General features: G+C 61.7%; 17 protein-coding genes. 6 read left to right on the forward strand and 11 right to left on the reverse strand.

The genetic code is table 11. The features are described 5' to 3' along the window. Window positions 1–22: 22 nt before the first annotated feature. The 7 genes from QEO92_RS01115 to QEO92_RS01145 form a co-directional block, all read right to left on the reverse strand. Window positions 23–352, reverse strand: a complete 330-nt coding sequence (locus QEO92_RS01115; RefSeq protein WP_037159978.1) for an L-rhamnose mutarotase — start codon at window positions 350–352, stop codon at window positions 23–25. A gap of 10 nt (window positions 353–362) precedes the next feature. Then, complete coding sequence (locus QEO92_RS01120) at window positions 363–1,370, reverse strand: zinc-binding alcohol dehydrogenase family protein (protein ID WP_227701883.1); 1,008 nt, start codon at window positions 1,368–1,370, stop codon at window positions 363–365. A gap of 4 nt (window positions 1,371–1,374) precedes the next feature. After that, complete coding sequence (locus QEO92_RS01125; protein WP_037158909.1) at window positions 1,375–2,193, reverse strand: amidohydrolase family protein; 819 nt, start codon at window positions 2,191–2,193, stop codon at window positions 1,375–1,377. A gap of 1 nt (window position 2,194) precedes the next feature. Beyond that, a complete protein-coding gene (locus tag QEO92_RS01130; RefSeq protein ID WP_037158906.1) occupies window positions 2,195–3,208 on the reverse strand; it encodes an aldo/keto reductase in 1,014 nt (337 codons plus the stop codon). A 67-nt stretch (window positions 3,209–3,275) separates the two neighbouring features. Continuing rightward, window positions 3,276–4,217 (reverse strand): ABC transporter substrate-binding protein, encoded by a 942-nt coding sequence (locus QEO92_RS01135; RefSeq protein ID WP_037158903.1) that lies wholly within the window; start codon window positions 4,215–4,217, stop codon window positions 3,276–3,278. Window positions 4,218–4,309: 92 nt separating this feature from the next. Then, window positions 4,310–5,338, reverse strand: coding sequence for an ABC transporter permease (locus QEO92_RS01140; RefSeq protein ID WP_227701884.1), 1,029 nt, complete (start codon window positions 5,336–5,338; stop codon window positions 4,310–4,312). Between the two features lie 8 nt (window positions 5,339–5,346). Beyond that, the gene (locus QEO92_RS01145) at window positions 5,347–6,879 is read right to left on the reverse strand and encodes a sugar ABC transporter ATP-binding protein (RefSeq protein ID WP_227705064.1); all 1,533 of its coding nucleotides are present in this window, start codon (window positions 6,877–6,879) and stop codon (window positions 5,347–5,349) included. A gap of 298 nt (window positions 6,880–7,177) precedes the next feature. On the opposite strand from QEO92_RS01145, the gene QEO92_RS01150 reads away from it, so the two are divergent. Together QEO92_RS01150 and QEO92_RS01155 are read left to right on the forward strand one after the other, a co-directional pair. Next, window positions 7,178–7,879: a FadR/GntR family transcriptional regulator gene (locus QEO92_RS01150; RefSeq protein WP_227701885.1), complete on the forward strand. Its 702-nt coding sequence runs from the start codon at window positions 7,178–7,180 to the stop codon at window positions 7,877–7,879. A gap of 30 nt (window positions 7,880–7,909) precedes the next feature. Then, the gene (locus tag QEO92_RS01155; RefSeq protein WP_227701886.1) at window positions 7,910–9,442 is read left to right on the forward strand and encodes a UxaA family hydrolase; all 1,533 of its coding nucleotides are present in this window, start codon (window positions 7,910–7,912) and stop codon (window positions 9,440–9,442) included. 199 nt (window positions 9,443–9,641) lie between these two features. Here the strand turns inward: QEO92_RS01155 and QEO92_RS01160 are convergent, their stop codons facing one another. Both QEO92_RS01160 and QEO92_RS01165 read right to left on the reverse strand, forming a co-directional pair. Further along, a complete protein-coding gene (locus QEO92_RS01160; RefSeq protein ID WP_227701887.1) occupies window positions 9,642–10,883 on the reverse strand; it encodes an OpgC family protein in 1,242 nt (413 codons plus the stop codon). A gap of 218 nt (window positions 10,884–11,101) precedes the next feature. Next, entirely contained in the window at window positions 11,102–14,617 is a 3,516-nt protein-coding gene (locus tag QEO92_RS01165) for a PAS domain-containing hybrid sensor histidine kinase/response regulator (protein WP_227701888.1), read from the reverse strand. Window positions 14,618–14,814: 197 nt separating this feature from the next. On the opposite strand from QEO92_RS01165, the gene mscL reads away from it, so the two are divergent. The 4 genes from mscL (at window position 14,815) to QEO92_RS01185 (ending at window position 18,555) form a co-directional block, all read left to right on the forward strand. After that, the gene (gene mscL, locus QEO92_RS01170) at window positions 14,815–15,240 is read left to right on the forward strand and encodes a large conductance mechanosensitive channel protein MscL (protein WP_037158886.1); all 426 of its coding nucleotides are present in this window, start codon (window positions 14,815–14,817) and stop codon (window positions 15,238–15,240) included. 115 nt (window positions 15,241–15,355) lie between these two features. Then, on the forward strand, window positions 15,356–16,525 hold the full coding sequence (locus QEO92_RS01175) for a pyridoxal phosphate-dependent aminotransferase (protein WP_037158883.1): 1,170 nt from the start codon (window positions 15,356–15,358) through the stop codon (window positions 16,523–16,525). Window positions 16,526–16,671: 146 nt separating this feature from the next. Beyond that, entirely contained in the window at window positions 16,672–17,706 is a 1,035-nt protein-coding gene (gene galE, locus QEO92_RS01180) for a UDP-glucose 4-epimerase GalE (RefSeq protein ID WP_227701889.1), read from the forward strand. Window positions 17,707–17,787: 81 nt separating this feature from the next. Then, the gene (locus tag QEO92_RS01185; RefSeq protein WP_227701890.1) at window positions 17,788–18,555 is read left to right on the forward strand and encodes a polysaccharide deacetylase family protein; all 768 of its coding nucleotides are present in this window, start codon (window positions 17,788–17,790) and stop codon (window positions 18,553–18,555) included. Window positions 18,556–18,676: 121 nt separating this feature from the next. On the opposite strand, the gene QEO92_RS01190 is transcribed toward QEO92_RS01185, so the two are convergent. Both QEO92_RS01190 and QEO92_RS01195 read right to left on the reverse strand, forming a co-directional pair. After that, window positions 18,677–19,075: a DUF1236 domain-containing protein gene (locus QEO92_RS01190; RefSeq protein ID WP_227701891.1), complete on the reverse strand. Its 399-nt coding sequence runs from the start codon at window positions 19,073–19,075 to the stop codon at window positions 18,677–18,679. A gap of 179 nt (window positions 19,076–19,254) precedes the next feature. Then, window positions 19,255–20,016, reverse strand: a complete 762-nt coding sequence (locus tag QEO92_RS01195) for a DUF1236 domain-containing protein (RefSeq protein WP_227701892.1) — start codon at window positions 20,014–20,016, stop codon at window positions 19,255–19,257. Window positions 20,017–20,345: the final 329 nt, after the last annotated feature.

A 20,345-nucleotide genomic window follows, 5' to 3' on the forward strand; every position in this document is an offset into this window, starting at 1 on the left:
GGTCAGTCTGATTGAGGAATCCTCAATCCAGATGAAAGACCTCTTCCATCATTGCCCACCATTCACCCTCTTTGCGGCTCGCAAGCGGCTTCTGGCAAGGGATGGTGAAGGACCACCATTCCAGATTTTTTGGATCGGCCGCCATTTTCGCCGTGTCGGCTTCGAAATCCGTGCCGTGATATTCCCAGGTGCCGAACAGCAGGTTCTCCGGTTCGCGCAAGAAGATCGTGTAGTTCCTGATGTTGCAGCGGCTGATGAGGTCGAGAATTTCCGGCCAGACGGCGGCGTGCAGCCGCTTGTATTCCGCGATCATATGCGGTTCGACGCCGATCAGCATGCCCATGCGTTGCATCATTTCCTCCTCAGACCTCCACCAGCGCCTTGACCACGCCGGCCGCCGGATCGGTCAGCCTCGGAAAACGTTCCGGCACATCCGCCAGCGTCATTCTATGGGTGACCAGCGCCGCGGGGATTCGGCCCTCCCGCATGGCCTGCATGACGCGCTCGAAATCCACTCGTGTCGCATTGCGGCTGCCGAGCAGGGAAGTCTCGCGCTTGTGGAATTCCGGATCGGAGAAGGCGATGTCGCTTGAGACGATGGAGACCAGCACATAGGTGCCGCCATGGCCGACGAAGCCGAAACCGCGTTCGATCGCCTTTGGGTTGCCGGTGGCGTCGAAGACCACATCGAAAAAATCGCCATCGGTCACAGTCGAAAGCTGAGCCTCGTCTTCGGCGCCGAGCTGCACGATCGAGGTGATGCCGAGATGTCGTCGGGCGAAATCGAGCCGATCGGTCCGGCCGTCAAGCAGCGTTACGTCGCCGCCATCGAGCAGTGCGAAGATCGCCACGGCGAGGCCGATCGGCCCGGCGCCGGTCACCAGAACCTTCTGACCGGGTTCGACCCGGGCGCGGGCCGCCGCATGGGCGCCGATCGCCAGGAATTCCACCATGGCGGCCTGGTCGAGCGAAAGCCCATCGGCCTTCAAGACGAATTCCTGCGGCAGGCTGAGATATTCGCTCATGCCGCCGTCGCGATGAACGCCGAGCACGCCGAGGGTGCGGCAGCAATTGGTCTTGCCCTTCAGGCAGGCATGGCAGCGGCCGCAGGAAATATAGGGAATGATCGAAACGGTATCGCCCGGCGAAAGGTGGCTGCCGGGGGGCGCTTCCTCGACGGTCGCCGCAAGCTCGTGTCCCATGACCCGTGGATAGGAAAGATAGGGCTGGTTGCCGGTGAAGATATGCAGGTCCGTGCCGCAAACCCCGATGCGGCGGAGCTTCACCAGCACCTCGCCTTCGCCGCGGGCAGGCTTCGGGCGGTCGATGGCGCTGAGCTTGCCGGGCGCGTCGCAGATTATAGTTAGCATATACTTACACTCCAAGCCGATAGAAGCGGTTGGCATTGCCCCCGAAGACCGCCGCATGATGTTCGGCAGGCACGATGTCCAGGCATTGATCGAGCCAGGTGCCGTATTCGCCTGCCAGCCGCAGAACCGGCCAATCGCTGCCCCAGATGACCCGTTCCGAGCCGAATAGATCGAGGATGGTTTCCGCGTAAGGCCGCACTGCCTGTGGTCTCTGGTCGCCTGCCTCCGTCAGCAGGCCGGAAAGCTTGCAATGAACATGCGGCAGTTCCGCGAGCGCCTTCATATGGACATGCCAGCCGATAATGCGGCCCTCCACGATGGGGGGCTTGGCGCCGTGATCGATCACAATCGGCAGGTTCGGATAGCGTCGGGCGAATGCAAGCAAAGGCTCAAGGTGGCGCGGCAGGACGAGTGCGTCGAAGACAAGGCCCTGTTCGATCATCGCGACGACCGCGGGATCGAGGCGCGGATCGTCGATCCAGCGGTCGTCCGAAATATCCTGCAGCATCGGGCGAAAGCCTTTCAGCTTCGGATGCCGCGCCAGCCGGGTGATTTTTGCAGGTGCATCCGAAGCCTTCATGTCGGTCCAGCCGACAACGCCGAGGATGAAGGGCGTCCTGTCCGCAAGGTCCAGCATGAAAGCGGTATCGGCCTCGTTCTCCATTGTCTGGACCAGAACGGTGCCGTCCACACCGGCGTCGGCAAGAAGCGGCCGCATGTCTTCCGGCGTGAAGTCCCGATGGATGGCGGCAAGCTCCGGTGGCGGCCATTGGCCGGCCCGGTCGGCGATCCGCCAGAAATGCTGGTGGGCGTCTATCCGCATCTCAGGCCTCCTCCCGTGGAATGGGAGCCCCTTCGGCAATCAACCCGCGCTCCTTCAGCCGAACCCAGAACGATGCCGGAATGCTTTCGGAGAACCAGTCGACATTGGATTTGATCTGTTCGGCGGTGCGGGCGCCAGAGACGATGGTCATTACAGCGGGATGGGCGAGGGGAAATTGCAGCGCAGCCGCTTGCAGGGTCACGCCCTCTTCTTCGCAGACCGTGTTGAGGGTGTCGAGTTGCGCCAGGATTTCGGCTGGCGCGTCCGTGTAGTTGAATTTGCGGTTGCCGGCGAGCAGGCCGGAATTGAAGGGACCGGCGACGACGATGCCGACGCCCCGCTTTGCGCATTCGTCCATGAAGGCAAGGCTCCGCTGTTCGAGAAGCGTGTAGCGCCCGGCGAGCATCGCGACGTCGATGTCGCAAACCCCCATGGCGTCGCGAATGATCTCCCATTCGTTGACGCCAAGGCCGATGGCCTTGGTGAGGTTCTGCTCACGCAACTTGCGGAGCGCATGGAAGCCGCCACCGTCGGTCAGTTGCTCCCAATAGTGCAGGTGCCTATCCCCGTGTGTCATGCTGCCGATGTCGTGCACATAGAGGATATCGGGTTTCAGGATGCCGAGCCGCTGCTGGCTCGCCTCAAAGGAGCGCATGATGCCGTCATGGGTGTAGTCATAGACCGGGCGGAAGGACAGCGGCGCGATGTAGCCATCCTCTTCCGGGCCGACCGTTTCGTCCGGCACCATAACGCGGCCGACCTTGGTGCTGAGCACATAGTCGCCGCGATCGAGGTCGGTCAGCATGGTGCCGAGCCGGCGTTCCGAACGCGTGTAGCCGTAGAAGGGCGCCGTGTCGTAATAGCGGATGCCGGCATCCCAGGCCGCCTTGAACGCGCCGGCGGACTCTTCGTAGGAGGTCTTGCGGTAAAGATTGCCCATCTGCGCGCAGCCGAGCCCCATGACGGTCAGTTCGACGGTGGCGTTGGGCAGCTTTCGGCGGTCGGCGACGTGCATCGGTGTAATCCCTGGATAAGCAATAAGGGACACGCATCATTGACGATGCGTGTCCGCAGGAGGCGGCTCAGTAGAGGACGTTCTTGGCTTCCGGCTTGTCGATATTGTCCTTGGTGACGACCACGACGCCGGTATCGACGAATTTCTCGACCTTCTCCTTGTTCATGATCTTGAGCACGGTCTGGATGCCGAGTTCGCCCATCTGAAACGAGCCCTGCACCGCGATGGCCGACAGCGTGCCGTCCTTGACGAATTCCTGCAGATCCTGGTTTCCGTCGAAGCCGATCGCCACGACCTTTCCCGCCTTGCCGGATTGCTTCAGCGCGCGGCCCATGCCGATTGCGGTCGGTTCGTTGGCGCCGAAAATACCCTTGAGGTCGGAATTGGCGGCCAGCACGTCGGTCGTCTGGTTGAGTGCGGTGGCCATCTGGGACTGCGAATAGAACGGGCCGACGATCTGAAGCTTGGAATGCGCCTTGATATAGTCGGTGAAACCGCCGACGCGGCCGATTTCGGAACCGGCGCCCGCCACATAGGACATGACCGCGATCTTGCCTTCGGTGCCGACCTTGTCGATCAGCGCCTGGGCGGCAAGCTCACCCGCCTTCTTGTTGTCGGTGGCGAGGAAGGACTGATAATATTGCTCGGCATCCTTGGAGAGCATCGAGTCGACGATCACGACCGGGATGCGGGCTTCCCAGGCCTTCTTGACGGCGGGGACGAGCGCATCCGGATCGGAAGGCGCCAGCACGATGCCGGAAACTTTCCGGTTGACGGCGTTCTCGACCATGTTCACCTGGTCGGCGATGGCCGATTCCGCGGCAGGCCCCTGGAAGGTCATGGTGTTGTCGCCGCCACCGGCCTTCATGGCGGCATCGGCGCCTTTCTGGACGTTCTGCCAGAACGTGGAATTGACGGTCTTGACGATGACCGCGATTTCGCCGGCCTGGGCCGGAACGGCGGCGAGCGCGATCACGGATGTCAGCAGTGCGGCAGCAAGCTTTCTCATTTGTCTTCCTCCTCTTGATGGCCTGACCGGCCGGTTTTCGAGAGAGCTCCTCACTCCCTGAAGTCTTGCGGAAACGGGTCCGCACCCCTCTCTCAACGGCGATTTCGAAGCTGGTCGATCCACACGGTGACCAGGATGACGAGGCCGATGATGATCTGCTGCGTGAAGGCGGAGACGCCGTTCATGTTCAATCCGTTGCGCAGGATGCCGATGACGAAGGCGCCGATTGCCGTGCCCGAGATCGTGCCGACCCCTCCGATAAGCGAGGTGCCGCCGATGACGGCGCTGGCAATGGCGTCGAGTTCGTACATGACGCCCTCGTTGGGCTGGGCTGTGACGAGGCGTGACATCAATACGCAGCCGGTGAGGCCGGCCAGCGTGCCGGACAGCACATAGGTGAAGCTGACGATGCGGGTGACGTTGACGCCGGAAAGCCGCGCGGCATCCGGGTTCGAGCCGACGGCATAGATATGCCGACCGAGCACCGAGCGGTTCAGCATGAGGGAAACAGCGATCGCAATCACCACCATCAGGATGACGGGATAGGGGATGCCCGGAAAGACGACGGTCGGAAACCCGTCGTCGCCGATATTGACCACGCGCAGGAAAGAGCCGTTGCCGAGTTCGCCGAAGGATTCACCAAGGCCGGAAACCGCGCGGGCGCCGGTGATCTGCAGCGCAACGCCGCGGGCGATCAGCATCATGCCGAGCGTGGCGATGAAAGGCGGAAGCCTCATCTTCGTGACGAGCATGCCGTTGATGAAGCCACAGATCGTTCCGGTCAGGATGCCGGCGATCATGCCGAGCCAGATGGGCGTGCCGAAATCCTTGACCGCCAGCGCCGCGACGACGCCGGACAGCGCCAGCACCGAGCCGACGGAAAGATCGATGCCTCCGGTGATGATGACGCAGGTGGCGCCGATGCCGAGCAGTGCGATCGACGTCACCTGCAGTGCGATCGTCATGCCGTTGTTGAGGGTGAAGAAAGCGCTGCTCGTCAAAGAGAAGACGGCAATCAGCACGAACAGGCTGCCGAGTGCGGCGAACTTCTGAATGATGTCCTTCTGCCGGTCACTGAACGAGACGCTTTTCTGCTTCGAAACTTCGGTGATTTCGGCCATGTCTTTCCTCATCCCGCCGGCCGTGCATAGCCGGAAGCGTATCGCATGATCTCTTCCTGGGTCGTCTTTTGCGTCTCCAGCACGCCGGTGATGCGGCCCTGGTGGAAGACCGCGACGCGATCGGTCATGCCGAGAATTTCCGGCAGTTCCGAGCTGATCAGCACGACGCCGATGCCGTCTGCCGCCAGCTCGTCCATCAGCCGGTAGATGGCGAGCTTGGCGCCGACGTCGATGCCGCGCGTCGGCTCGTCGAAGAACAGCACTTTCGATTTGCGGAACAGCCACTTGCCGATGATGATCTTCTGCTGGTTGCCGCCGGAGAGCAGCCGCACGGGCTGCCTGATCGAAGGCGTGCGGATGTTGAGAAGATCGACATAATCCCTGGCCGCCTTGGCGTGTTTGGCGAAGTCGATCAGGCCGAAACGGTTCGAGACGGCTTCCATGTTGGCGAGCGTCATGTTGGCGTCGACCGGCATCTTGATCGCCAGCCCCTGCGCCTTGCGGTCTTCCGAAAGATAGGCGATGCCGGCCGCGATCGCGTCGCGTGGCGATGTGATCGACAGCGTCTCGCCGTGCAGCGTGACCGTGCCGGCATCGAGCGGATCGGCGCCGAAGATTGCGCGGGCGACTTCCGTGCGGCCGGCGCCCATCAGCCCGGCGAAGCCGAGGATCTCGCCGCGGCGAAGGGTGAAGGAAACGTCGCGGAAGGTGCCGGCGCGGGTAAGTCGCTCGGCGCTGAAGATGATCTCGTCGCCGGGCACCGAGGTGCGGTCCGGGAATTTCTCCTCCAGCGACCGGCCGACCATTTTCGAGACGATCGCGTCGATGCTGGTGGTGGCAAAATCGTCGGTGGAGATATAGCGCCCGTCGCGCAGCACCGTGACGCGGTCGACGATCTCAGCCATCTCGTCCAGCCGGTGCGAGATATAGACGATGCCGACGCCTGAGGCCTTCAGGTCGCGGATGACCTTGAAGAGGAGGCGCGTCTCCTGCTCGGTGAGCGAAGAGGTCGGCTCGTCCATGATCAATACTTCGGCGTCGAGCGACAGCGCCTTGGCGATCTCGACCATCTGGCACTGGGCGACGGAAAGCCCGCGCACCGGTCGGTCCGGGTTGATGTCGACACCGAGCCGGTCGAGGCAGCGTTTGGCGTCGGCACGCAGCTTTTTGCGATCGACCAGAAAACCGCGGCGTGGTTCGCGGGCGAGATAGATGTTCTCGGCGACGGAGAGATGCGGGACGAGATTGAGCTCCTGGTGGATGATGGCGATGCCGGCCGCCTCGGATTCCCGCGTCGAGGAAAACTGCCGTTCCTCGCCCTTGTAGCTGATCGTGCCGCTGCTCGGCTGGTAGACGCCGCTGATGATCTTCATCAGTGTCGATTTGCCGGCGCCGTTCTCGCCGCAGACGGCATGCACCTCGCCGCGCCGGAGATCGAAATGCACGTTGGAGAGCGCCCGGACGCCGGGAAATTCCTTGCTGATATTGTCGAGGCGGAGCAGCGGCTCGCCGGAAGCCGAAAGCGCAGGCCCCGCCGTCATGGCGGGCCTATGGGCGCTCTGGCGTGGCTCGGCGGGCCTGCTTTCCATGATCTCCTCCCGGGGCCCGGATGGCCCGATCCGCCTTCGGCTCCTCCCGCTGGCGTTGCTTAATGGGTAACCCTCAGGGGAAAAGTGGTCAAGCCAATTTTTATTCAAGCAGCGGAATGGTTGCTGACTGATGGGGGCTTTCTGACCTGAAAACAGGAAAAGTTACGGTATTTCAGTTATATGATTTGCGCCTTGCTCTGTTCGGTCGGTGGGCTTATGGTAAGGCCAAATATTCGGGATGACGAAATCCATGAACGAATCCATCAAGGCGGCTGAGCCGCGGCGGCTGTATCAGCAGATTGCCGACCAGATCCGGTCCCTCATTCAGGCGGGACAGTTTCCGGCGGGTGCGCGCCTGCCGGCGGAGCGGGAACTGGCCCAGCAACTCGGCGTGTCGCGCCCCTCCCTGCGTGAGGCGCTGATCGCGCTCGAAATCGACGGCAGCGTCGAAATCCGCATGGGCTCCGGCATCTATGTAACGGCCGAGCCGGATAGGCGCCCGTGGCAGACCGGCTCCATGGGTGAGAGCCCGCTGGAATTGATGCAGGCGCGTGCCGCCGTCGAAGGCGCGGTCATCCTTCTGGCGGCGGCGAGGATCACCCAGGATGGGCTCAAATCGCTGCGCCAGACGCTCGACCAGATGCGGGCGGAGATCGCCGAAGGCCGCAAGCCGCTCGATCTTGACCGGCTTTTCCATCTGACGATTGCCGGCCAGTCGGGGAATTCCGTGCTGGCGCATATCGTGGGCGACCTTTTCGACGAACGGCACAGCCCGCTCTCGGCGCAGATCCGTGTCCGTTTCGAAACGCCCGAGACCTGGGGTTTCGCGCTTGCCGAGCACGAGGCGATCTATGCGGCGCTGGAGGCGCGCAATCCGCTTCTGGCCCAGGCGATGATGCATGCGCATCTAGAGGAATCCAAACAGCGCTGGATGAACAATGAGGCCCGGTGATATTTGCGCCGGTCTGGGGAGGAGACAGGCATGAACGAGGCGGTTTCGCCGATCATCATTTTGAATCCGGCCGATGATGTGGGGGTCGCGCGGCGGTCTCTGCCGGCGGGCGGACCGACCGGTTACGCCGATCTTGTGGCACGCGAGCTGATCGGCCGCGGCCATAAGGTGGCGATCAGGCCAATCCCGGCCGGTCGAGAAGTGAAGAAATACGGCCAGGTGATCGGTATCGCGACGCAGGATATCGAGCCAGGCAGTCACGTGCATCTGCACAATCTTGCCATGCTGCCCTCAGAGCACAAGCATCAGTTCAGCGTCGATATCGAGGAAAGGGGCATGCTGCCGGAAGCGGAGCGGCGCACTTTCCTAGGCTACGACCGGGGTTTGGGCGGTGCCGGCACGCGCAACTTTATCGGCATCATTTCCTCGGTGAACTGTTCCGCCACCGTGTCGCGCTACATCGCCGACTACTTCAATCGAATGGGGGGACTGGACGGGTTCCCGAACGTCGACGGCGTGGTGGCGCTCACCCACGGCGGCGGCTGTGCATTGAATACCAAGTCGGAAGGCTACCAGCTCCTGATCCGCACCATCCAGGGCTATGCAAAACACCCGAATTTCGGTGGCATCCTGATGATCGGGCTGGGCTGTGAGACGAACCAGATCGCGCCGATCCTCGAACATTATCGCATGGAAGAGGGCGATCGGCTCAGGACCATGACGATCCAGCAGCATGGCGGAACGAGGAAGACCATCGATGCGGCGATCGCCATCATCAAGGAGATGCTGCCAGGTGTGAATGCGGCGAAACGCACGCCGCAGCCCCTTTCGAAACTGAAGCTTGCGCTGGAATGCGGCGGTTCGGACGGTTACTCCGGTATTTCCGCCAACCCGGCGCTTGGCCATGCTTCCGATCTCATCGTCCGCAACGGCGGGACGACCGTGCTCTCGGAAACCCCGGAAATCTACGGCGCCGAACATCTCCTGACGCGGCGTGCAGTGACGCCGGATGTCGCCAGGAAACTTCTGCAGCGGATCGACTGGTGGCGGGACTATACCGCCCGCAACGGAGACGAGCTCAACAACAACCCTTCTCATGGCAACAAGCTGGGTGGCCTGACCACCATTCTTGAAAAGTCGCTCGGGGCGGTCGCCAAGGGTGGTTCCATGCCGCTGAAGGCGGTCTACGAATTCGCGGAGACCGTCACCGATCAGGGTTTTGTCTTCATGGATACGCCGGGCTACGACCCGGTGGCGGTGACGGGCCAGGTTGCGGGTGGCTGCAATGTCATCTGTTTCACCACCGGCCGCGGCTCGGTCTCGGGCTTCAAGCCGGCGCCCTGCATCAAGATCGCCACCAACTCCGAAATGTACGAGCACATGAAGGAAGACATGGACCTGAACTGCGGCGGCATCGTCACCGGCGAGGAGACGATCGAGGAGGCAGGAGTTCGCATTTTCGAGGATGTGATCGCGGTGGCTTCCGGCAAGAAGACGCTGAGCGAGATCTACGACTATGGCGACAACGAATTCGTGCCGTGGCAGGTCGGGGCGGTGACCTAAGAGCCGACTTCACCTCCGTCATCCTCGGGGCTTGTCCCGAGGATCTAAGCCGGCTCTCCGAATTCAATGTGGACAGATTCTCGGGACAAGCCCGAGAATGACGCAGAGCGCACGCGAAACGCTCTTCGAAAATCGCTAAGTCCAGAAAATAAGGGCAGCGGCCTGAGCCGCTGCCCTTTTTCCCTAGCCATAGATGGCCTTACCGAATAACCATCTGCTGCCGTGCACCGGACTTGGCCGACTGATGCACCTTGACCGGGGTGGACTGCTGTGACGAGGTGCCGAACAGCTTGTCCCGCTCGCGCCACAGCGCCGGGATCGACAGGAGGGCGATCGAGACAAAGGCGATCGCGGTCTTCGTTAGCTCATCGAGTTCCGGCGAACGCCCGTCGAAATAATAGACGAAATAGACGATCGCGACGTGCCACACATAGACATAGAGCGAATGGCGGCCGAGAAGCTGCAGGTATTTCAGCGAGAAGACCCAGGTGAGAGCGCCTGCGATACGGCGAACCCACGCAGCCTTGTGCTTCGGACCCGCGACGATCAGCCAGGTGACGAGCATAGCCACGGCGGCAAAGTTCAGGAGATAGACCGGGCCGAAATCGGCGCGGATTTCCATTGAGGCGAACTTGCCGATCATGTGCGGCGGCATCAGTTCATGTGCCGTGATGAGGCGCAGCGGCAGGAAAAACAGCACCAGCACCAGCGCCACCTTGGGGATGAAGGTGTTGTCCGGCGAAAGGATCTTCTTCCAGTCTATCTTGTCCGCCGAGGTCAGCGCACCGAGCACCAGGGCCGAATAGAAGACAATCTGCCAGCCGAGCAGGTTGAACGACACGCGGACGCCCTGGTCGTCCACGCCCATAACCACGTCATTGAGCGGGGTTGTGACGATCTGTTGCAGACCGAGCTGCGCGGTCATCCAGAGGATGATCGAGCCGGCGATGACATAGTGCCACTTGTCTTCCAGCACGAGCTTCACGAGCATCGGCGCAAAGAGCATGTAGACGATGTATTGCGGCAGGATGTCCATGAAGGTCGGCTGGTACAGGAAGGAGGCGATCGCGGCCAGACGCAGCGGATCGTCGAAGTTCGTGTAGCCGAGCCAATTGAACCAGATCGTATAGGCGCCGGGCAGCAGCATCTGTGCGGCCAGTACAACCAGGACGATGCCCATCGCATAACGATAAAGTTCGAACGCCCTGGTGTAGATGGCGGCACGGCCGGCAGCATAGCCGTTTCTCATCATCTTCTTGGCATAGACCATGCCGATCAGCAGGCCGGACAAGAAGACGAAGCCTTGCGCATCTTCCACGAAAGCAAGCTGGTTGTGATTGATTTTCACCAGGAAGTAGCCGCCGGCGAAGATCAGGTGATTGATCAGCATGAAAACGAGGAAATATCCTCGCATTCCGTCAATTATATCAAAGCGTTTCATCGGTCGCGGTCTCCGTCTTTGCCGGTCCCGATGGCTGGCGCCGGTCGGTCCGTAAGGCCTCTCCGGGCCGGGAACTTACCCGCCTAAACGTCGAAAAAAGCCTGAGGGTTCCGTCTGCAAATCGGTAAGCACGGTTCTTCTAGACAGTTTAAGCAGGATCGAGCGTAAACTGTGCGTGATGACCCTACGATGAACGGAAGGTTGGCCGGTGTTCAGGTCTATTCGGCCGCGACGCGTTTGAGGCCTGCAACCTGTGTGAGGTAGGCGCGCAAGGCAGCGGGCTTGACCGGCTTGTGCTGCACGCTGATGTCGTGCCTCTCCGCTTCGGCCCGGACTTCCGGCGTCCGGTCGGCGGTGATGAGCAATGCAGGGATCTCGGCCTGATATAGGGCACGCAGCTTCAGAATCGCGTCGATGCCATCTCCATCGTCGAGATGGTAATCGGCGATGATCACTTCAGGCGGCGGTTCGCGATGGTCGACGATGTCGTCCAGGGCGGCAATCGAAACCGCCTGGCCGACCGTGCAGCCCCAGCCGGTGATGAGGAGTGCCATGCCTTCAAGAATTCTCGGTTCGTTATCGATGCAGAGGACGCGCAGCCCGTTGAGCGGCTGCGAGCGCTTGCGGCGTTCGGGTTGATCGGCGGCGCGGGCTGTCTGCTGCACCAAGAGATCCATGGGCACCTGAACGCGAAATATCGTGCCGCGACCGGGCGTCGAGGCAAGCCGGACGGGATGGTCCAAGACACGGGAGATGCGATCGACGATCGACAGGCCAAGCCCGAGCCCTCCCGCCGTCCTTGCGCCTTCGTCCAGCCTTGCGAATTCCTTGAAGACAGTGCGGAACTTCGAGGGGGGAATGCCGATGCCCGAATCCAGAACTTCGATGACCACCTGGTCACCCCGCCGGCGCGCGCCCACGAGAACTTTGCCGCTGATCGTGTATTTGATCGCGTTGGAGACGAGGTTTTGCACCAGACGGCGCAGAAGATTGACGTCCGACCGAACCCGCAGCGACGTCGGAACAACAACAAATTGCAGGTTCTTCTCGCGCGCCATGGGTGCATAGTCCGTCTCGATGCGACGGAAGAGATCCTCGAGCGGCACGGATGTGAAGCGCGGCTTCATCGCCCCCGTATCCAGCCGGGAAATGTCGAGCACTGCTCCGAGGATCGACTCGACCGATTCCAGGGCGGAATCGATGTTGTGGACCAGCACGCCATTTGAGTCGGAAGCGCCGAGCCGCTCGACCAGTGCGGAGGAATAAAGCCGGGCGGCATTGAGCGGCTGAAGGATATCGTGACCGGCGGCGGCGAAGAAGCGGGTTTTGCCGATATTGGCTTCGTCGGCAGAAGCCCGGGCCTCGGCGAGTTCATGATTTACCCGCATCAACTCGGCCGTGCGCTCGCCGACGCGCTGTTCCAGCGTCTCGTTCGCCTGTTTCAACGCCCTGTCGGCGGCGACACGTTCGGAGATATCGGTAAATGTTGCAACGATACCCTTGTCAGGCATGGCATTGGAGCGCACTTCGATGATCCGGCCCCCACCATTGAGAACGAGGGAGAAAGGTGCATCGAGCGTCTGGAACTGACGAATCACCTCCGTCTGATCGGAGGCTGGAATGTCGCCGCGGTCCGAGAGGATGGCGACGATGTCGGCGAGGGGGAACCCCACCTGGCCTACCTGTTCGGGCAGATCGAGCAGATTGCGGAAGCGCCGGTTCCATATGGTGAGCCGTTCGGAACTGTCGAAGACGGCGATGCCCTGGTCCATCTGCGAAAGGGCGGTCTGCAGCATGTCCTGGTTATATTGCAGCGCTTCGCTCGCCTGGTCGAGCAGCCAGGCGGTGTCGGCATTGGTGTCCTCGGCCTTTTGCAGGATGAGCGACAGCACGAGCCGCGCGGAGGAGGAGCCGATCGCGCTGCCAAGCAATTGCTCGGAGAAATGGATCATCGCCATATCAGCGGGCTGGTCGTCGCTGAACGTCCGTCCGGCTGTTTGCTCGTAATTGGTGAAGGATCGCCGCATGCGCTCCTCGCCGAGATAGCGGGCGATCGCAGCTTTGAGGTCTCCGACGCTGACGCGGGTCTTCCAGCCGCGCGTGGCGAATTGCGAGCGCACGTGCCGCTTGACGAAGATGCCGGCCTGGATGCGCTCGACCGGCCGCGGGTTGCGCGACATCGATCCAAGCACGAAGGCAAGCGTATTGAGTGTCAGGCTGAAGATTGTGGCATTGACCAGCGGGTCGGTCTCGGGTCCGGAGAAGATGCCGGTGCCCGGGAACAGGAAGTTGAGGACGGCCGAGGCCACGTGGGAATTGTCCGGGCCGCCGAGGCTGGGCAGGAAGAGCAGATAAGCCCAGGCAAGGAAGCCGAATGACATGCCGAGGATTGCTCCCCGGGCGTTCGCCCGCCGCCAGATCAGCCCGCCGAAAAGCGCAGGCGCGACCTGGGCGATCGCCGCGAAGGCCAGCAGACCGATCGAGGAGAGGCCCGACTGGCTGTCCGCCATGCGGTAATATCCATAACCGAGGATCAACACCGCGAAGATCGCCAAACGGCGGATGTTGAGGAGCGTGCGGGTGAAATCCGAGCGCTGGCCGGAGCGCGCTGCCATCAGCTTCTGCCGGAGGAAGATCGGGATTATGATGTCGTTCGACACCATGATCGAGAGCGCCACCGATTCGACGATCACCATGGCGGTAGCTGCCGAAAAGCCGCCGATGAAGGCGATGAGGGAAATGACCTTGAGTTCGCCGGCCAGAGGCAGGGTGAGCAGATAGAGATCAGCATCGCCGATGCCGCCGAAGGTAATCAGTCCCGCCATTGCCGCGGGCAGTACAAAGAGATTGATCGCGATGAGATAGAGGGGCAGCAGGGTACCGGCGACCCGTCGCTCTCGGGCTGTTCGGTTCTCGACCACCGTGACATGGAACTGCCGCGGCAGCAGGATGATCGCGAAGGCGGAGAGCGCGATCAGGACGAGCCACCGGCTGAGCGGCGTCTGATAGGAAAGCGACGAACTGACCAGAAGGTTTTCCGACGCCTTGGTGAAGAGATCGGCGGGCCCGTCGAACAGGATGAAGAGGACGGAGACGCCGACCGTCGCAAAGGCGAGCAGCTTGACGACCGATTCCATTGCGACCGCCAGGATCAACCCGTCCTGATGCTCCGTCGCATCCGTGTGCCGGGTGCCGAACATGACCGCAAAACAGGCCATGAGGATTGTCACGATCAGCGCGAGATCGACGAAATAGAGATTGCCGCTGCCTAGCCCGTAATCCGATGGGTTGACCATGACGGCGACCGAACTCGACACCGCCTTGAGCTGAAGCGCGATATAGGGAATGGCGCCGACGAGCGCGATCACCGCGACGATCATCGCAACGGTGGAATTCTTGCCGTAGCGGGCGGCGATGAAATCCGCGACCGATGTGAGTTTCTCGGCTTTGGCGAGCTCGATGATGCGTTTCAGCACCGGCATGCCGAGCGTGAAGGCCAGGATTGGGCCGATATAGATGCCGGTGAATTCCAGCCCTCTTTGCGAGGCAAGCCCCACGCCGCCGAAATAGGTCCAGGAGGTGCAGTAGATCGCAAGGCTGAGCGCATAGACAACCGGCCGGCCGTTTTTCGGCACGCCGAAGAGACGGCTTCGCCGGTCCCCAAAACTGGCCACTGCGAAAAGCAGTAGGACATAGGCGAAAGCCGAAACAAAAATGACCCAGCCTGGAAGCATGGCTCCTCCCCGCGGAAATTGCGGTGGCCTGAACATTAGGGGAAAAGCATGCGCTTGGAAATCAGCGGCGCCATCGGCAAAAAGTCCAATAGACGCCCATGATTAAGCCCTTGGACATCCGCATCTTTTCAGGTCGGGCGTTTGCGCTATGTTGTACATCGTCGCAACCTGGAAAGCGGGGCTATAGAACCATGTCAATGATCAGCGAATTCCGTTCCTTCATCGCCAAGGGCAATGTGATGGATCTCGCCATCGGCATCATCATCGGTGGCGCCTTCACCGGCATCGTCAATTCGCTGGTGAACGACGTCGTGATGCCGATCGTGGGGGCCATCACGGGCGGCGGTTTCGACTTCTCCAATTATTTCCTGCCGCTGTCGAGCGCGGTGACGGCTCCGAACCTCGCAGCTGCGCGCGAACAGGGCGCCGTCTTTGCCTATGGCAGCTTCATAACGGTGCTGATCAACTTCCTGATCCTCGCCTGGATCATCTTCCTCATGGTCAAGGGCGTGAACAGACTGCGCGTGATAGAAGAGAAGAAGCCGGCAGAAGCCGCGCCCGCCCCGCCGCCCGCCGACGTCCAGCTTCTGACGGAGATTCGCGATATCCTGAAAACAAAGTGATCTTTTGATCACATTTTCAGGAATCATCATCGGAATCGATTGCCGGCTCACGGATTATCATGGGATTTTCTGGCCTCCCTGAGTTAGAGAAGGGGAAACAGGTCAAGGAAATCCGATGTCGATCATTGCCAGTCTCAGTCCTCGCGCCGTCTCCGCGCCTGAAAGCGGGATCGTCGAGATCATCAATCACGCTCGCGGCCGCGAAGGTCTGATTCCGCTCTGGGCCGGCGAAGGGGATCTGCCGAGCCCGGACTTCATCAACCGGGCGGCAACCGAAGCGCTGATGGCCGGCGAGACCTTCTATACCTGGCAGCGGGGCATTCCCGAGCTTCGCCAGGCGCTCTCGGACTATTATGCCCGGCATTTCTCCGTCTCGCTGCCGATCGAGCATTTCTATGTGACCGGTTCCGGAATGCATGCGATCATGCTTGCAGTCCAGGCTATCGCGTCGCCGGGCGACGAAGTGATCTACCTCTCGCCGACCTGGCCGAACATCATCTCGGCGATCGATATTTCCGGCGCACATTCGGTCGGCTTGCCGCTCGACTTCGCCGGCGGCCGCTGGTCGCTCGATCTTGCCAAGCTGGAAGCGAGGATCACGCCGAAGACCAGGGGCCTCTTCATCAACACGCCCGCCAACCCGACCGGCTGGACCGCGACGCTCGAAGATCTGAAAAACATCCTGGCGCTCGCCCGCAGGCATGGGCTCTGGATCATCGCCGACGAGATCTATGCCCGCTACTATTATGGCGGCGCGGCCCGTGCTCCGTCTTTCCTCGACATCATGGAAGAGGGTGACCGGATCATCTTCGCCAATTCCTTTTCCAAGAACTGGTCGATGACCGGCTGGCGCGTCGGCTGGCTGGTGGCCCCGCCGGAAATGGGCCAGGTCATCGAGAACCTGGTGCAGTATTCCAATTCCGGCGTCGCGCAGTTCCTGCAACGCGGCGCGGTCGTGGCGCTCAATGAGGGCGACGAGTTCGTCCAGGCGAATATCGACCGGGCGACCAAGGCGCGCGATATCCTCTGCGATGCGCTGATCGCCACCAACCGGGTCGAGACCCTGAAGCCCGATGGCGCGCTCTATGCCTTCGTGAAGGTGGACGGCATTACCGACAGCCGCAAGGCGGCGCTCGACATCGTCGACAAGATCGGCGTGGCGCTGGCGCCGGGCTCGGCCTTCGGCAAGGGCGGGGAGCTTTTCCTGCGCGCCTGCTTCCTGCGCGATCCGAGGCAGATCGAGGAGGCCGCTGCGCGCCTTTCCGATTACATCAAGCGCCTCTGAGACAGTTCGTTAAAATTCGAGCGAATTGCTCAAGGGTGGATTTGCCCTGATCGAAGATAAACCCGGCAGGCCTATCGCCGGGTAAGCATTGTTGAAGATCGGTCATGGTTTGCTCCTGCCAAAGATAAAAGGCAGGGAAGAAGAGCATGGCGGTTCTGGTAACGGGCGGTGCAGGTTATATCGGCAGCCATATGGTTTGGGCTTTGCTCGACGCCGGGGAGGACGTCGTCGTCCTCGACCGGCTTTCGACGGGATTCCGCTGGGCGGTGCCGGCTGACGCGCGGTTCTATCTCGGCGATGTCGGCGATCGCGCCATCCTCAGGCAGATCTTTGCCGAGAACGACATCGGCGCCATCCTGCATTTCGCAGGTTCGATCGTTGTGCCGCAGTCGGTAGCCCATCCGCTGGACTATTATGAAAACAATACCGGCAACACGCGTCTGCTTGCGGCGGCCGCAGTTGAGGCCGGTATCCGCCACTTCGTCTTCTCTTCGACCGCAGCCGTCTATGGCGACCAGAGGGACGACACGCCGGTGCTGGAAAGCGCGCCGCTCAATCCGAAGAACCCCTACGGTCAGTCCAAGCTGATGTCGGAGATGATGCTTCGGGATGCCGCCGCCGCGCATGACTTCCGTTTCGTGGCGCTGCGCTACTTCAACGTTGCCGGGGCAGACCCGCTGGGGCGGGCGGGCCTGTCGACGGAAGGCGCAACACATCTCATCAAGATCGCCTGCGAGGCGGAACTCGGCAAGCGGCGTGGCGTCGATATCTACGGAACCGACTATCCCACGCCGGACGGGACCGGCATTCGCGACTATATCCACGTCTCCGATCTGGTGGACGCGCACCTGAAGGCGCTGAGCTACCTGCGCCGCGGCGGGGAGCCGCTGATCGCCAATTGCGGCTACGGCCGGGGTTATTCCGTTCTCGAAGTGCTGGAAGCGGTCGTGCGTGCAGGCGGCCGCAAGTTTGAGATCCGCTACGGGCCTCGCCGGCCGGGCGATGCTGCAAGCGTTGTCGCCAATTCGACGCTGGCGCGCCGGTTGCTCGACTGGAAGCCACGCCATGACGATCTCGATCTCATCGTTGAGACGGCCATTGCCTGGGAAAAGGGGTTGGCCGCGCGCAAGGCCGGCGATTTGCGGTCGCTGCAGCATCGTCTTGCCTCGGCCCGGTTCTGAGGCTTCGGCACCGGCCAATCGGTCGCATGGCGTTATCGAGGTATTGGGGATAAGCGGAGCGCGTCCCCACACAGGTATTCCATGCGACGCCTCCTCCTTTCCGTCCTTTGTGCGCTCCTTCCTTTTGCCGCCTGCGCCGAAGACATCCCCCGGCACAGGAACGCCCTGCACGCTCCCAGACTGGTGGAGCCGCATCTGCATCTGGCGCGTTCGGGCAATTTGAACCGTGCGAGGGTCGCCTTGACCTTCGATGCCTGCATGGGACAGGCGGACGAGCGGATTCTTTCGGTGCTCGTTCGGGAAAGAATTCCGGCGACGATTTTCGTCACGGCTCGCTGGCTCAAGAGAAACCCGCAGGCGGTCGGCATCTTCCTGCAGAACCTCGATCTCTTCGAACTGGCGAACCACGGCCAGAACCACGTACCGGCAGTCGATACGCCCGCTTTGATCTACGGCATCGCCGCTGCCGGCTCGCCGGAGGCCGTCCGGCGGGAAGTGCTCGGCGGCGCCGAAGCCATGCTGGCCGCCGGCTTGCCTGCGCCCAAATGGTTCCGTGGTTCGACCGCGAAATACGATCTCTCCGCGATCCGTCAGATCCGCGGCATGGGATACAGGATTGCCGGCTATTCGGTGAACGGCGATGACGGATCGCTGCTTGGCGCCGCTTCCGCGGAAAAGCGTATCGCTGCGGCAAAGGATGGCGATGTCGTGATCGCCCATATCAACCAGCCGACTCATGCGGCGGGTGAGGGCGTGGCCCGTGCGCTTCTTGCACTCAAGCGGAAAGGTGTGGAGTTCGTGCGCCTTTCGGACGTGGACGACATCAGCGACGACGATACGACGCAGTGATGGGCCCAGGATGGCGGGATCGTCACGTGTTGCAGATGCCGGATTGCTGAACTGATCCGGGATAAGCAAAAGGGGAGGGCTGTTCCCAGCCCTCCCTGATTTCGGCTGTCCGTGATCCGGATCAGCGGATTACCTGGACGACCGTGCGCGTCTGCGGATCGACGATCACGCGCTCCTGGTTGATGACCGCGTACGCATACTGCGGCGCATCCGGGACCGGAGTGAGGACAACGGTCTGCGGGATGGGCTTGCCGACCACGATCTTCTCCTGGATGACGACCGGATCTGCCGGAATCGGTGCCTGTTCGACATAGGTGACGACACGCGGCGGCGGCGGATCGATGGCCGTGCCGGCAATCGCCCCTACGACCCCGCCAACAGCAGCGCCAACCGGGCCGCCCACGATCGCGCCGGTGACGGCGCCGCCCGCCGCACCATTGACGGTGCCCTGTTGGGCGGATGCGGCAGGGGCGAGGATAGCCAGTACCGCGGCGGAAAGAATGATGATCTTGGTGTTCATGGTATTCTCCTTTGAGTTTGGGGAGACGACCGCGGTTCGCGCTCAGTCTCCGGGTTTGGTCGAGACCGGTTGTTTCGTGACGGGGTCGGGTGTCTCGATTCTTGGCAGGCTCACGCTACTTGTGTGGATCGCTGCCGGTTCTCCGTCATTCATGGTCCTTCTCCCGTGAATCCCGGGCGTCAGCCGGTCAGGATGTAGACAACCTCATGGGTTGCGGGTTCCACGATGATGATCCGGCCATCGGCGAGAACGAAATATTCGTAGCCGCGGTAAGCCGGGACGATTTCCACGATGCGCGGCGGCAGCGGATGGAGTTCCACGGTCTGCGGCACGGCCACCCCGACACTCACATCGACGTCGATATCAGCAGGTTCGACCCTGTTCTCAACGAGGACATTACGGATCTCGGTTTTCTGTTCGGTCGAGATGTCGATGCTGCCGGTGGTTTCGCTTGACGGGCGATCGGTGGCAGCTCGATCCGGGTCCTGCTGTTCCGCGCCGTCGTTCTGGCCAGCGCTATCGCTCGTTGCAGGCGTGCGGGTTTCCGAACCGGAGCCGCTCCTAGCCGTTGTCGAGCCATCCGTCTCGCCAGGCTGGTCTGTCGGCTGTTGTGCGGTATCGCTGCCCTGCGTGTTCGGGCGCTGATCCGTACCCTGGCTTTGGGCATTTGTCGAACCGTTGTCCGTACCCGGCTTAGGCTGCTGCTGCGCGGAGCCTTGCATGCCCTGCGATGGTTGCGCCTGGCTTGGAGCGCCCGGCGTCATCGTGCCGGACGAGCCCTTGTCGCCGGAAGTCCCTCGGCGGGGCAGGATGGGGGCACCGGAACCTCCGCCGCTCTGTCCTGCGGAGGGAGATTCAGTTTGTGCGATTGCCGGCACCGCAGAGAGCGTGGACCCAGCAAGGAGCGCCATTGCGAGCGTATGCTTTACCAACGGTTTCATGGGTGTTTCCTCTATTGTTTTCATGTCGCCTGCGAGGCTCTGCATGAGCCGCAATGCCTTTTTCCAACGAGGTCTGGGACTGTGCGTTCCGCCTTTTGGGCTTCAGTCGGCCCTAAGGTCGGACTTCAGTCCCGATGTGGTTTAGGTCTTTGGTCCGATAGGTTGACGCAAAGGTCCAAGGGGGCTGAAATCGCGGAACCGTGCTCGTAGAATGCGGTTGATCCTGAAGCTTTTTCAGGAGGTTCCGTCACAGACACAGGGCCAGGCACGGAGGTTTTGATGTCCGCGGCAGAGGACTTCATTGCTGCCACCGAAACGTTCGCGGCCAA

The sequence above is a fragment of the Neorhizobium petrolearium genome (assembly GCF_029854435.1).
Classification (GTDB): Bacteria; Pseudomonadota; Alphaproteobacteria; order Rhizobiales; family Rhizobiaceae; genus Neorhizobium; species Neorhizobium petrolearium.

Bases quoted from the DNA above. Each gene is read 5' to 3' on its own strand.
- QEO92_RS01150 (WP_227701885.1), top strand. From the start codon at position 7,178: ATGAACGAATCCATCAAGGCGGCTGAGCCGCGGCGGCTGTATCAGCAG.
- QEO92_RS01190 (WP_227701891.1), bottom strand. From the start codon at position 19,075: ATGAACACCAAGATCATCATTCTTTCCGCCGCGGTACTGGCTATCCTC.
- QEO92_RS01165 (WP_227701888.1), bottom strand. From the start codon at position 14,617: ATGCTTCCAGGCTGGGTCATTTTTGTTTCGGCTTTCGCCTATGTCCTA.
- mscL (WP_037158886.1), top strand. From the start codon at position 14,815: ATGATCAGCGAATTCCGTTCCTTCATCGCCAAGGGCAATGTGATGGAT.
- QEO92_RS01115 (WP_037159978.1), bottom strand. From the start codon at position 352: ATGCAACGCATGGGCATGCTGATCGGCGTCGAACCGCATATGATCGCG.
- QEO92_RS01130 (WP_037158906.1), bottom strand. From the start codon at position 3,208: ATGCACGTCGCCGACCGCCGAAAGCTGCCCAACGCCACCGTCGAACTG.
- QEO92_RS01125 (WP_037158909.1), bottom strand. From the start codon at position 2,193: ATGCGGATAGACGCCCACCAGCATTTCTGGCGGATCGCCGACCGGGCC.
- QEO92_RS01160 (WP_227701887.1), bottom strand. From the start codon at position 10,883: ATGAAACGCTTTGATATAATTGACGGAATGCGAGGATATTTCCTCGTT.
- QEO92_RS01145 (WP_227705064.1), bottom strand. From the start codon at position 6,879: ATGACGGCGGGGCCTGCGCTTTCGGCTTCCGGCGAGCCGCTGCTCCGC.
- QEO92_RS01140 (WP_227701884.1), bottom strand. From the start codon at position 5,338: ATGGCCGAAATCACCGAAGTTTCGAAGCAGAAAAGCGTCTCGTTCAGT.
- QEO92_RS01135 (WP_037158903.1), bottom strand. From the start codon at position 4,217: ATGAGAAAGCTTGCTGCCGCACTGCTGACATCCGTGATCGCGCTCGCC.
- QEO92_RS01185 (WP_227701890.1), top strand. From the start codon at position 17,788: ATGCGACGCCTCCTCCTTTCCGTCCTTTGTGCGCTCCTTCCTTTTGCC.
- QEO92_RS01175 (WP_037158883.1), top strand. From the start codon at position 15,356: ATGTCGATCATTGCCAGTCTCAGTCCTCGCGCCGTCTCCGCGCCTGAA.
- QEO92_RS01120 (WP_227701883.1), bottom strand. From the start codon at position 1,370: ATGCTAACTATAATCTGCGACGCGCCCGGCAAGCTCAGCGCCATCGAC.
- QEO92_RS01155 (WP_227701886.1), top strand. From the start codon at position 7,910: ATGAACGAGGCGGTTTCGCCGATCATCATTTTGAATCCGGCCGATGAT.
- QEO92_RS01195 (WP_227701892.1), bottom strand. From the start codon at position 20,016: ATGAAACCGTTGGTAAAGCATACGCTCGCAATGGCGCTCCTTGCTGGG.
- galE (WP_227701889.1), top strand. From the start codon at position 16,672: ATGGCGGTTCTGGTAACGGGCGGTGCAGGTTATATCGGCAGCCATATG.